We start from the raw sequence: 13,292 nt of genomic DNA, 5'->3' as shown, positions 1-13,292 counted from the left end.
TTTTATTCCTTTCAACTTATAAGTGAAAGCTATTTCCATTACTAAAATAAGTTTTGTAACGTATAGATAAAGCTATATTTGCTTAAAACATAAACAAGTACAACAACCATAACAACGCTTAGTATCCTAAGGATATTTAAAAAGAGCATATGATGTTCGCGACTTAAACTATTCTTAAACACAAACACTGTCGGTTTATCTGGATAGTAAATTACTTTGTACTTTTTACCCGTAGGATCAAAATCTACTTGCTCCTCTTCAAGAGGTTCATTTATTTTATCAACTTCCAATTCTGCTTGGCTTGGTTCTTTTAAATCATAAGCCCTTGGACTTCCTGTAATCACCTCCCCTTTTTCAGTAACAAACTCCATCACTAAAAGATCTTTTCTTGCATAAGACCTTCTACTACTTGCTACATCAGCATCATACTTAGAAACTTTGCGATACTTTATGACTTCTGCTTTTACAGAAATACCTTCATGTAACAAACGATCTACCCAAATGTGATTTCGCCACATTCCAAGAAAGATGAATACAATAGGAAAGAAAAATAGGTAAGAGATTTCGTTAAAGACTGCTAATAGAACTACTAAAACGATTAATACACTAATAGGGTAATATAGCTTATCAAATACTTTATACATTTTATAAAGATTAATTATTATCACAATTTAATCAACTTTTTTATAAAATAAAAAAACTTTATAGCCTAATCGAAATTTAATCATTACTGTTCCCCTTGAATACCAATACTTTTTTCATTTGTCTATAATTTAACTATTTATGCTCAAAAAAAATAAAGTACCTTTGTCTAAATTATATACTGTTATAGATGACATTTGAAGATTTACATTTAAATAAAAATATTCTAAGAGCTATTGAAGAATTAGGTTATCAAGCACCTACTCCCATTCAAGAAAAAGTAATTCCACTGGTACTTGCTGAAAAAGACTTAATTGGTTGTGCGCAGACTGGTACAGGAAAAACAGCTGCATTTGCCATGCCTATTATACATTATCTACACAAAATAGGTAATACGAAAAAAGCTAAGAAAGCAAAAGTTTTAATCATTACTCCTACAAGAGAGTTAGCTGGTCAAATAGCGGATAATTTTACTGCTTATGCTAAATATACTAATGTAACTCATATCACTATTTACGGTGGAATGTCTATTAAACCACAGATAGAACAATTAAAGAAAGGAGCTGATGTGATTATTGGTACTCCCGGACGACTGTTAGATTTATATAAACAAAAACAGTTAGACCTGGATTCACTTCACTATCTTGTAATTGATGAGGCGGATTTAATGTTAGATATGGGATTCATTGACGATGTCAAAAAACTAATTCAATTAACCCCAAGCAATAGACAAACACTGTTATTCTCGGCAACAATGCCTTTGCCTGTTCGCGAGTTGGCTCATGAGTTCTTACAGAAACCAGAGTATGTAGCCGTAGACGCCATATCTTCAAGTGCAAAAACAGTTAAACAACATGTTTACTTCGTCGAAAAGTCTGACAAAAAGAAATTGTTGTATCACATCATTAGAAACCAAAAACTAACTGATGTACTTGTATTTACTCGAACCAAAACCGGTGCCGATTCTGTGGTTGAATCTCTAAAGAAAAATGGCATTAACGCTGAATCCTTCCATGGAGACAAATCCCAAACTGCAAGACAAGAAGCATTAGACAGTTTCAAAAACAAAGAAACAAAAGTATTAGTAGCTACAGATATAGCAGCGAGAGGAATAGATATCGATAACCTACCTTGCGTAATCAATTTTGACTTACCCAATATACCAGAAACTTTTGTACATCGTATTGGCCGTACTGGAAGGGCAGGGAACGAAGGTATTGCAATATCTTTCTGTGATAAGTCAGAAAAAACATATTGGGATACAATAGTGAAATTTACTCGAACACAGCCTAAAGTGGTTAGCGAGCATCCATATCCTTGGAAAGAGGATGTGAAAACGGGACAAAAAAAGACGGGAGAAACTTCTGATCAACCAAAGAAAGATTATAGAAATAAAAATAAATCACGTAAATCTGAAGCTTCTAAAAAGAAGAAGAAAAGATGGTATTAATACTCATATAGCTTGTAGCTATTAACAAATACTGAATATGAAAAAATTGATCAAACTGTTTTTACTCCTATCTGTAGGACTATTTGTCTTTGTGTTCCTTTGCAATAGCTATGTCAAAAAATCGACACAAGAGTCACTTTATGACTCAGTTGACGATATTCCCCATAATACAACTGCATTAGTATTAGGCACAAGCAAATATTTGCAAGGAGGATCTCTGAACTACTATTTTACATTTAGAATAGAAGCTGCAGCAAAACTCTTTAAAGCTGGTAAAGTGGATTATATTTTAGTTAGTGGGGATAATAGTCATCAAAATTACAACGAACCAAAGGACATGAAACAGGCTTTGATTGAAAAAGGGATACCGGCAGATAAAATTTACCTAGATTATGCAGGACTTCGTACCTTAGATTCAGTTTATAGAGCTTTTGCTATTTTTGGCCAAAAGAGCTTTACCATTGTGTCACAGCCCTTTCACAATGAACGAGCAATTTTTATCGCCAACAATTTAGATTTACAAACTATAGGATACAATGCCCAAGATGTCACCAGAAAATTTGGGTTCAAAACATTGATACGAGAAAAATTCGCAAGAGTGAAGGTTATATTAGACAACTTGTTTGGAAAAAAACCGAAGTATTTAGGGGAACAAATCATCATAGGGAAAGATCCAATCGTCGATCCAGAATGAGAAACAAGCAATTATTCATATAGATAAGATACAAAAAAGGAGAACTAATAATTAGTTCTCCTTTTTTCATATCAAATATAAAATACAAACTGCGGTTCTACTATAACGCTTAAAACTTCAACTCAGGTATACAAGTGACCTCATAGCATACACTGCAAATCAAGCGAAGATTTAAGCAAATAAGTACCAAATCTGTGTCACTACAAAACATACAATAATACCAAAAGCTACTGGCAATAATGAGGCTACAGTAGTCCATTTGGCGCTATTAGTCTCTTTGTATATCGTATAAATAGTAGTACTACACGGATTGTGCAACAAACTGAACAACATAAGATTAACACCTGTAAGCGTGGTCCAACCTGCCATTTTTAAGATAGTAGCAATCTCTCCATCTGATACTTCAAACATCACCCCTGCTCCTTCTCCAATACTTGCATCACCAAGTACCATAGCCGTCAACATTAATATCGTTGGAATTACGATTTCGTTGGCTGGTATAGCTACGATATAAGCTACTAAAATAACCCCATTCAATCCAATTATCATCGCTATAGGATCAAGTGCCTCAATCGTCCAAACTGCAATGCTCTTATCTCCTATAAGAATATTGCTAATTAACCAGATAACAGCACCTGCTGGAGCTGCAAAAACAATAGCACGCCACAAGACGATTAACGTCCTGTCTATTAATGATGTATAGATTGTCTGCAATACTCTTGGTGGACGATATGGTGGCAATTCTAAGGTAAAAAATGAAGAATGACCTTTCAACATCGTCTTAGATAAAAACCAAGAAGTAAAGAAAGTAAATCCAATTCCTAATAACACAATTCCTACTACAGCTAAAGTAGATACGGTACCGGCCATATAACTGGGTACTAATGCTCCTATAAAAATAGTTGCCATCAGTATTTGTGTAGGCCAACGACCATTACACAAAGAAAAGTTATTAGTAATGATGGCAATTAATTTTTCACGAGGACTATTAATGATTCTTGTCGCTACAACTCCAGCTGCATTACAACCAAACCCCATGCTCATTGTTAAAGCTTGCTTACCATGCGCACCTGCTCCCTTAAACATTCTGTCTAAATTAAATGCTACTCGAGGCAAATACCCAAAATCTTCTAATAGCGTAAACAAAGGAAAAAATATCGCCATTGGCGGCAACATTACAGCAATAACCCACGCCGTCGCTAAATAAACGCCATCAATTAAAAATCCGGATAACCACCAAGGAAAATTTAAACTTGCAGCTCCACTTTTTAACAAGGGATATAATTTCTCTAATAGTAAGGTAGATAATGCTTCGGATGGGTAATTAGACCCAATAATTGTAAGCCACAATACTCCTCCTAACAGTAAGATCATCAAGGGAAAACCAAATGTCTTACTTGTGACAATATTATCTATTGCCCTATCTATGCGAAATGCTCTTTGATTTTCATCTACTTGTACTGTGCTCTTTACCGTTTTAGATACCTGTGAAAAAATAGCACCTGCAACATTATCAGCATAATCAAATCCAAGAGTCTTTTGATAACGACCAGCTTTTTCTAAAACAGGCTGAATATTATCAATATTAATTTTTGCAGATAAAGTGTTATTCAACAAAGCTGCTTGAATGCTCTTATCTTCCTGAATTAAGCGCATAGCAAGCCAAGAAACACTCGGCAAGTCAGCGTCTAACTCTAATAAGTCGCTCGCAACATCACTAACAGCTCTACGAGATTCTCCCGAAATACCACTGATACTTTTGTGCTCAGGAACATATTTCCCTGTAGCTACCTGATCGATAGCTAATAACAAATCTGCTATTCCTTCTTTCTTACGAGCAGATGTTGGTATAACAGGAACTCCTAAATCACGCGATAAGCCGCGCACATCGATTTCTACACCGTGTCTTTGAGCCTCATCCATTAAGTTTAGACAAACAACTACCTTATTGGTAATCTCCTGTATTTGTACAACTAAACTTAGATGTCTTTCAAGCCTTCCTGCATCCACTACCACAACGGTTACATCAGGTTTACCAAATAAGATAAAATCCCTTGCTACTTCTTCATCTTCTGAAGTTGACATCAAAGAATACGTACCTGGTAAATCAATTATTTTGTATTTGCTGTCTTTGTATAAAAAACTTCCTTCTGCTCTTGTAACTGTCTTTCCTGGCCAGTTACCTGTATGTTGTTTTAACCCTGTTAAAGCGTTAAAAATCGTACTCTTTCCAGTATTTGGATTTCCTGCTAATGCTATTGAATAATCAAACTTTCCTGATATATCTCCCAGTTTTTTTAATTCAGCTGCAGTATTTAAATCGCAAATATCACAGGCAGTATGTGCCATAATCTTTTTTCTCCTTCCTAAATTGATAAATTACTCTATAGAAACTAACACCATATTAGCATCTTCCCTCCTCAATGAAATTAGTGTATTGTGTATCGTATAAGCCACAGGATCCTTAAGCGGACTTATATTGTGCACTGCAATTTCTGCACCAGGAACAAATCCCAAATCTAAAAATCGTTGATGCACTTCTCGTGCACAGCCTTTTTCGATTCCCACAATCTTTGCAATTGTCCCTTTATGTAGTTCTGATAATTTCACTTTTAATTCTTTAGAGAAACAAAATTACATAATTAGACTTGTCTAACAATTAATTTAGTGTTAAAAATTTAATACAACTATAATCTAAAACAATCAGAATAAACTAAATAAGTAGATTTCTGTTTCTGCGACATTTCAATATTCAAATTTTAACCAAAAAAACAACAATTAGAAAGGAGTATAACTGCATACAAATTTTTGACACTTCGCTGTGATAAGTTACCCTTTAAACACTTCAGCAAACCTTCTGATTCAGCAGCAAAGTTTAGAGATAATTAAAATACAACCCCCTACCCATATCGTTAACTATAAGAATCTTAATTGGTTAACAAGAATATATAGTACAAGAAAGAATGGTGTTTTATTGAACGTTTGCCCACAAACAAGTGTATTTATTGAATAGACTTCTTGCACTCTAAAGGGCAATTAGGAAAGTACTTGCAGTATTATACAGATTAAAATTTGAAGTGTAAAGAAGTTAGTTGATTAGAAACGTAACAGTAAATCACTCTTGTTTCTCCAAGATTACATACAAATTATCCTAAATCGTTTTAAAGGCATTTTCAAAAGGAACTCTATGTACTAAACTGCGGCCTAAAGTAACTTCATCAGCGTATTCTAATTCATCTCCTACGGCAATTCCACGGGCGATTGTAGACGTTATTATATTGTAATCCTTAATCTGTTTATAAATGTAGAAATTAGTTGTATCCCCCTCCATAGTAGAACTTAAAGCAAAAATAATTTCTGATACTTCTCCATTCTTCACTTTATCAACAAGCGATTGAATTTTAAGTTGACTTGGTCCTATCCCGTCAATGGGAGAAATTTTCCCTCCTAACACGTGATAAATACCTTTGAAAAGTTGGGTGTTCTCCAAAGCCATGACATCGCGTACATCTTCTACAACACAAATAGTTCTGTGATCACGTAGAGGATTTTCACAAATATCACATACTTCTTTATCAGAAATATTATGACAGCTCGTACAGAAAATTATATCTGTACGCATTTTAGTCAAAGCCGTGGCCAAGTGCATTGTTTGCTCTTCAGACTGTTTCAATAAATGCAACATTAATCTCAATGCAGTACGCTTGCCAATTCCTGGTAATTGCGACACTTCTTCTACTGCTTTCTCTAATAATTTTGAAGGAAATTCCATAACTGCAAATATACAAAAAAAGGGAGTTTTTAGTAGCTAACTAATAGTCTCATGCAATAGCTTGTCATCTTCGAGAACTACCTACATAGAATAAACTAAAATGAAAATCGATACCATACGTTAAAAATATTTACATTTGAGCTTTGACATCTTCCAATAAAGAAATTAAAGTATTATGACACCAATTACTATTATAAGCATTATTGTTATTTATTTTGGCGTGCTCATCGCTATATCTCAATACATAAGTAAGAAAGACAGTAGTAATGATGCTTTTTTTAGTGCAAACAAAAATGCCAAATGGTATCTTGTCGCTTTTGGAATGATTGGGACTGCGCTATCTGGCGTAACATTTATTTCGGTACCTGGCGAAGTGGGTGCACCATCGGGTGAACAGTTTAAATACTTTCAATTTGTACTTGGAAATGCTGTTGGTTTTATTCTAACTGCAGCCGTCTTACTTCCTCTATACTATAAGTATAATCTTGTATCCATATATACCTACATTGAAAAAAGATTAGGTCATTATAGCTACAAGTCTTCTGCATTGATATTTTTGATAAGCCGTACAATCGGTTCAGCTTTCCGCCTATACTTAGTCGTAATAGTACTACAGCGCTATGTTTTTGATTACTATGGCATTCCATTCTTTTCTACAGTCTTAATCGCTTTGTTGCTAATTTACGCTTACACCTACAAAGGAGGTTTAAAAACAATTATAGTAACAGATACGCTACAAACATTCTTTCTTGTATCCTCTGTTATCTTTACGATTATTTTTATTTGCAATAGCTTAGATTTAAGTCCTATACAAGCATTTGAAACAATCAAAGAGAGTAACTATTCAAAGATCTTTTTCTTCGAAGACCTTATCTCCAATCGATTCCACTTCTTGAAACAATTTATTGGAGGAGTATTTGTCACTTTAGCAATGGTTGGTTTAGATCAAGATTTAATGCAGAAGAACCTCAGTTGTAAAAATATTAAAGAAGCACAAAAAAACATGTATTCCTTTACAGCGATTTTCGTTATCATAAATCTGTTCTTCTTAGGAGTTGGTGCCCTACTCTATATTTATGCTGAACAACAGGGAATCGCTGTACCTATAGATCAGATTACAGGTAAACCACGCACCGATTTACTATTTCCCGAAATAGCATTTAATCACTTAAGCTTGATCCCTGCCATAGTTTTCTTACTTGGGCTTACAGCAGCTACCTTTGCTACAACAGATTCAGCATTAACAGCTTTAACTACTTCTTTTTGTATCGACTTTTTAAATATGGATAAACAAAAAGACAAACCCTCTAACATTTGGAAACGCAAAGTAGTTCATCTTAGTTTTTCTCTATTAATGTTTTTAGTAATCATACTGTTTAATGCCATTAACGATGCATCTGTCGTGAGCATGATATTTAAAATAGCGTCTTATACCTATGGTCCTTTACTTGGTCTATTTGCTTTTGCAATATTATTCAAATCAAGAAGAGTCAAAGATAAAATTGTCCCGTTGATATGTCTTGCATCTCCAATCCTAACGCTTATATTAAGCAATAATTCACAACAGTGGTTTGCTGGTTATGTATTCGATAATGAACTTATACTTGTAAATGGAACCCTAACTGTATTATTGTTGCTGTTGATTAGCAATAAATCAAAATTGGTCAGTACGCAACAACACTAAGGTACAAGATTCTTCATACGTAATTTGCTCTGCTGATAATAGAGCATAAAATTCGGGGTTCTCTGTTCCTGGATTAAATATTACGCGTTTTGGTTTTAAACTTAGTATGTAGTCATAAAACTCAACTTGACGTTTTGCGTTAACATACATAGTGATAGTATCTATATCACTATACGCTTTCTTAGTAGTATCAATGACTACATCGGCTACTACTCCTTCTCTTAAACCATATGCTACCACAGAATGATCATATTCTCGTAACATATTTATTGCCTTGAATGAATAGCGCTCCGGATTAGTGGAAGCACCTATAACTAATACCTTCATACGATTTATTATTTTTTTAAATTAAACACTATAATAATTAATTTGTTAATGATATACAATCACTTAAGATTATTATATATAACAATAACACACAAAATGCATCAATTATTTACCTTAAATTTATTAAAAAAACTACTATTTACTCCAAAGATGACATAAATCATATTTCATAATTGTTTTTTGTGCTAATTTTACTCTAAGAAATTTAATAAAAAAATTATGAAAAAATTACTACTTTCTTTTTTAGGAGCTGCTCTATTTTTTAGTGGATCAGCATTTGCTCAAGAACAAGAAGTTTCTACTACAGCAAAAGAAGATTATAAATGGCAAGTTCGTCTACGTGGTGTAGGAGTTATTCCTCACAACAGAGCAGAAATTGGAGGAATTGGAGGTCAAATTGACGTTAACAATAACTTTATTCCTGAATTAGACTTTACTTACTTCTTCACTAAAAACATTGCTGCTGAGTTAATTTTAGGTACTTCAAGACACACAGTTGGTACTTTAGGTTCTAGTTTACCAGAAGCAGTTGGAGGACCAGCTACTGCAAACCTTGATTTAGGTAGTGTATGGTTATTACCTCCTACTTTAATGGTACAATACCACCACCAAGTAACGGATAACTTTAAACCGTATGTAGGTATTGGTGCAAACTATACAATTTTCTACAATGAAAAATCAGGAGTTGCTAAAGATATTTCTTATGATAATAAGTTTGGATGGGGATACCAATTTGGATTCGATATTGATGTAACTGATAAGTTCTTCATCAACGTTGACTTTAAAAAATTATTCTTAAAAACAGACGTATCAGTTAATGCATCTAATTTATTAACTCCAGAAGCACAAGCTGCTGGAACTACTGAATTAAGCATCCCTGCTAAAGTAAAAATCGATCCTATGTTAATCGGATTCGGTGTAGGAATGCGTTTTTAATTATTTAATGAGACATTTTTTTTTACCAACCCATACAACTACAGTTGTGTGGGTTGGTTTTTTATTGCCTTTATTTTAACGAACTTTGTACGCATAAAAGAGAGTAGCGTTTATCATGAAGAGTACCATTTCGTTTAAGGATATAAATAAATTAGCCATACCAGCCATTTTTGCTGGAATATCAGAATCTATTATTTCTTTGACTGACATAGCCATAGTTGGAAACGTAAAAGAAAATAGCGTGGAAGCTTTAGCGGCTGTTGGTTTAGTCGGCTCATTTCTTTCTGCCATAATATGGATAGTTGCCCAAACGAAAACCTCAATATCTGCAGCTGTCTCTCAACATTTAGGTGCCAATAGGATATTTGCAGTCAAAACATTGGTACCACAAGCTATTTTATTCAATTTTATATTAAGTATACTACTCTTTTTATTTACAACATTCTTTGTAAATGAAATATTCACAGCTTACAACGCTGAAGGATTACTCCTAACCTACGCCAAAGAATATTACCTCATAAGAGCATGGGGCTTTCCTCTTACCCTAATTACTTTTGCACTCTATGGTGTTTTCAGAGGGTTGCAAAATACAATTTGGGCTATGAAATGCAGCTTAACAGGTGCCATAATCAACGTAATCCTAACTTATTTCTTCGTCTTTGGTATAGACGGCTTACTTCCTGCTATGCACATCAAAGGGGCTGCCTATGCAAGTGTAATTGCACAAAGCATTATGCTCATTATGGCGTTTTACTATTTCTTTAAATACACTCCTTTTAACTTAGCGCTTAGAAAAACAATAAATCCCTCTTTAAAGCCATTAATTATTATGAGCTTTAACTTTATAATTCGCACTGCTACATTAAATGTTGCTATTTACTTAGCGAACGCCTATGCTACAGGTTACGGTAAAAATTATATTGCAGCGCAAAGCATATTAATGAATATATGGCTGTTCTTTTCCTTCTTCATTGATGGTTACGCAAGTGCTGGAAATGCTTTATCAGGAAGGTTATTAGGAGAAAAAAACTATAACGCCTTATGGAAAATGAGTAAAGACATAAGCAAATACGCTATAATAATTGCAATTATACTTATTGCTATTTGCCTTGCCTTTTATAAACAAATAGGATTATTGTTTAACCAAGAAACCGAAGTAATTAAAGTATTTGTATCTGTATTCTGGCTCGTTCTAATAATGCAACCTATTAACGCCTTAGCTTATATCTATGACGGAATATTCAAAGGTATGGGAGATGCTAAATTCTTACGCAATAATTTATTGTTTGCTACTTTCTGTGGGTTTATTCCCACATTGCTTTTATTTGATTACTTAGACTTTAAATTATACAGTGTTTGGCTTGCATTTGCAGTATGGATGTGTTGCAGAAGTTTCCCTTTAATGTACATCTTCAAAAAGAATTTTGTAGATAAATAGGGCAATGCAACAGTGTTGCAAACATAGTTGGAGATTATTTATACTGAGTAGATGTTAGTACATTTGTTATAAATAAAAACAATAGAACTATGTGTCAAGAACATACAAATCATAATCACTCTCATAATCACCAAGATCACGATCATAACCACGATCATGATCACGACCACAGTCATGGTGACGAAAACACTAAATACTTCGTTGGATTCAGTTTACTACTCTTGTTTATAGGATTACTATTAACTTACATTCTTAAAGCCGATTGGTTTATTAACAACACTACTTTGAGAATAGTTTGGTATAGTGTCGCTTACCTTCCTGTAGGACTCCCTGTTTTAAAAGAAGCTGTAAAATTAGGAGCACGAAAAGATTTCTTTAATGAGTTTTCGCTAATGGGAATAGCTACTTTAGGAGCTTTCTTTATTGGTGAGTATCCAGAAGGAGTTGCTGTAATGATTTTCTATACTATAGGAGAACTATTTCAAGAGTCTGCAGTTAACAAGGCAAAAGGTAATATAAAAGCGCTTTTAGATATTAGACCTAATGAAGCAAGTGTATATCGAAACAATCAATATACTGTTGTTAGCCCTGAAGAAGTTCAAATAGGAGAAATTATACAAGTAAAAGTTGGAGAAAAAATACCTTTAGATGGCGAACTACTTACAGACAAAGGAAGTTTTAATACTTCAGCACTTACAGGAGAGAGTAAACCCTCTACTTATAAAAAAGGGGAAGTTGTCCTTACGGGGATGATCAACTTACAAAATGTAATAGAAGTTAAAACAACAAAGTTGTATCAAGATAGTTCTCTTGCTAAAATCCTTCAAATGGTTCAAGAAGCAAGTGCACGCAAAGCTACAACAGAATTGTACATTAGAAAATTTGCTAAAATATATACTCCTATTGTATTCTTCTTAGCCGTTGCCTTAACCATTTTACCTTTCTTTTTTTTAGGTGAAAATTATGTTTTCCAAACTTGGTTGGGACGAGCATTAGTGTTCTTAGTTATTTCTTGCCCATGTGCATTGGTAATTTCAGTTCCATTAGGCTACTTTGGTGGAATAGGCGCAGCATCTAAAAATGGTATTCTATTCAAGGGATCGAATTACTTAGAACTTATGGCTAAGCTCGATATCGTTGTTATGGATAAAACTGGAACTTTAACAGAAGGAGTATTTAAAGTACAAAAAGTAGAAACAACAATGGAACAAAGTAGTTTTGTACACATCGTTGCTGCAATAGAGAAACAATCCACTCATCCCATAGCAAAAGCTATTGTTGAAGCCTATCCTACAGATAAAATAGCGGAAGATGTACATGAAATATCAGGAAAGGGATTACAAGGAAAAGTGGATAATCAAGAAATACTCGTGGGCAATACAGCGCTTTTAAAGCACTTTAAGATTGAATACCCAAGTAATATAGATGATATAGTAGAAAGTATTGTAATCGTCGCTATTAACGGTCTATATACAGGGTATATAACAATCGCCGACAAAATTAAAGAAGATTCGAAAGAAGCTATTCAATTAATGAAAAAGCTCGGTGTCTCTAAAACTGTGATGCTTAGTGGAGACAAAGATACTATAACCCAAAAGGTTGCTAAAGAAATCAATTTAGATTATGCCGTAGGTGGTTTGTTACCAGAAGGTAAAGTAGCACAAGTTGAAACCCTCAAAAAAGAAAATCCAAACAAATCACTTGCTTTTGTTGGAGATGGAATAAATGATGCACCTGTACTTGCTTTAAGTGATGTAGGTATTGCAATGGGAGGACTTGGTAGTGACGCAGCCATCGAAACAGCAGATGTGGTAATACAAACTGACCAACCATCCAAAATAGCAACTGCTATTCACATAGGAAGGGAAACAAGAAAGATTGTAATTCAGAATATCGTACTCGCACTAACAGTTAAGGTTATTGTACTTATCCTTGGAGCAGGTGGAGTTGCAACGATGTGGGAAGCAGTTTTTGCAGACGTTGGAGTTGCATTACTAGCAATCTTAAACGCGGTAAGAATCCAAAAAATGAAATTTATATAACTTGATACAAACATAAAATCCCGATAGTAATCGGGATTTTTTTATTCTTGTTCCTTAAACTGATGTAAGGTATGCTCAATTTGTAGAAGATATTGTCCATATAGTTTTTTAATCCAATACTTGGCAATAAAGTAAATTAGAACAACCATAATAATAGACACTATTCCCAAATACTTTAAAGCGTGTAAATCACCTCCCAAAATAAGGTCTAATTGAGAAGAAGGAGATGCCACTAAAAGTAATAGAATACCAAAAGGAATAAGTGAATAACAAAAGTTCTCATACATTTGAATATACAACTTTACGT

At 33.9% G+C, this 13,292-nt stretch carries 12 protein-coding genes (1 of these 12 cut by a window edge); 6 read left to right on the top strand and 6 right to left on the bottom strand.

Going from position 1 to position 13,292, the window contains the following annotated elements; genetic code table 11:
• Positions 1 to 41 precede the first annotated feature (41 nt).
• Positions 42 to 644 (bottom strand): hypothetical protein, encoded by a 603-nt coding sequence (locus tag NWE55_RS10650; RefSeq protein WP_155092961.1) that lies wholly within the window; start codon positions 642 to 644, stop codon positions 42 to 44.
• Positions 645 to 832: 188 nt separating this feature from the next.
• Between NWE55_RS10650 and NWE55_RS10645 the strand changes: the two genes are divergently transcribed.
• Together NWE55_RS10645 and NWE55_RS10640 are read left to right on the top strand one after the other, a co-directional pair.
• On the top strand, positions 833 to 2,092 hold the full coding sequence (locus NWE55_RS10645; protein WP_155092962.1) for a DEAD/DEAH box helicase: 1,260 nt from the start codon (positions 833 to 835) through the stop codon (positions 2,090 to 2,092).
• A 37-nt stretch (positions 2,093 to 2,129) separates the two neighbouring features.
• Entirely contained in the window at positions 2,130 to 2,786 is a 657-nt protein-coding gene (locus NWE55_RS10640; RefSeq protein ID WP_155092963.1) for a SanA/YdcF family protein, read from the top strand.
• A 171-nt stretch (positions 2,787 to 2,957) separates the two neighbouring features.
• Here the strand turns inward: NWE55_RS10640 and feoB are convergent, their stop codons facing one another.
• The 3 genes from feoB to recR form a co-directional block, all read right to left on the bottom strand.
• Entirely contained in the window at positions 2,958 to 5,135 is a 2,178-nt protein-coding gene (feoB, locus tag NWE55_RS10635; protein ID WP_155092964.1) for a ferrous iron transport protein B, read from the bottom strand.
• A gap of 30 nt (positions 5,136 to 5,165) precedes the next feature.
• Complete coding sequence (locus tag NWE55_RS10630; RefSeq protein WP_160338887.1) at positions 5,166 to 5,396, bottom strand: FeoA family protein; 231 nt, start codon at positions 5,394 to 5,396, stop codon at positions 5,166 to 5,168.
• A gap of 541 nt (positions 5,397 to 5,937) precedes the next feature.
• Positions 5,938 to 6,558 carry a recombination mediator RecR gene (gene recR, locus NWE55_RS10625; protein ID WP_155092965.1) on the bottom strand — a complete coding sequence of 207 codons (621 nt, stop codon included), beginning with the start codon at positions 6,556 to 6,558 and terminating at the stop codon, positions 5,938 to 5,940.
• A 175-nt stretch (positions 6,559 to 6,733) separates the two neighbouring features.
• Between recR and NWE55_RS10620 the strand changes: the two genes are divergently transcribed.
• Positions 6,734 to 8,242 (top strand): sodium:solute symporter, encoded by a 1,509-nt coding sequence (locus NWE55_RS10620; RefSeq protein ID WP_155092966.1) that lies wholly within the window; start codon positions 6,734 to 6,736, stop codon positions 8,240 to 8,242.
• Here NWE55_RS10620 and NWE55_RS10615 read toward each other — a convergent pair.
• Positions 8,213 to 8,569 (bottom strand): CoA-binding protein, encoded by a 357-nt coding sequence (locus tag NWE55_RS10615; RefSeq protein ID WP_155092967.1) that lies wholly within the window; start codon positions 8,567 to 8,569, stop codon positions 8,213 to 8,215. The two genes, NWE55_RS10620 and NWE55_RS10615, sit on opposite strands and share 30 nt — an antisense overlap.
• 219 nt (positions 8,570 to 8,788) lie before the next feature.
• On the opposite strand from NWE55_RS10615, the gene NWE55_RS10610 reads away from it, so the two are divergent.
• The 3 genes from NWE55_RS10610 to NWE55_RS10600 all read left to right on the top strand — a co-directional run bounded on the left by NWE55_RS10610 (position 8,789) and on the right by NWE55_RS10600 (position 12,985).
• Entirely contained in the window at positions 8,789 to 9,505 is a 717-nt protein-coding gene (locus NWE55_RS10610; RefSeq protein WP_155092968.1) for an OmpW/AlkL family protein, read from the top strand.
• Between the two features lie 115 nt (positions 9,506 to 9,620).
• Positions 9,621 to 10,943 carry an MATE family efflux transporter gene (locus NWE55_RS10605; protein WP_155092969.1) on the top strand — a complete coding sequence of 441 codons (1,323 nt, stop codon included), beginning with the start codon at positions 9,621 to 9,623 and terminating at the stop codon, positions 10,941 to 10,943.
• Positions 10,944 to 11,032: 89 nt separating this feature from the next.
• Positions 11,033 to 12,985 (top strand): heavy metal translocating P-type ATPase, encoded by a 1,953-nt coding sequence (locus NWE55_RS10600; RefSeq protein WP_155092970.1) that lies wholly within the window; start codon positions 11,033 to 11,035, stop codon positions 12,983 to 12,985.
• Between the two features lie 41 nt (positions 12,986 to 13,026).
• Here the strand turns inward: NWE55_RS10600 and NWE55_RS10595 are convergent, their stop codons facing one another.
• Positions 13,027 to 13,292, bottom strand: partial view of a hypothetical protein gene (locus tag NWE55_RS10595; protein ID WP_155092971.1) — the final stretch only. Its footprint extends 340 nt past the window's final position; 266 of the gene's 606 nt are visible here — the last part of the coding sequence; its start codon lies off the right edge, out of view; the stop codon is at positions 13,027 to 13,029.

This window comes from Myroides albus (assembly GCF_024722315.1).
Classification (GTDB): Bacteria; Bacteroidota; Bacteroidia; order Flavobacteriales; family Flavobacteriaceae; genus Flavobacterium; species Flavobacterium album_A.
Note: the sequence above shows the minus strand (reverse complement) of the source record. Positions and strands in the feature narration are given on the sequence as shown.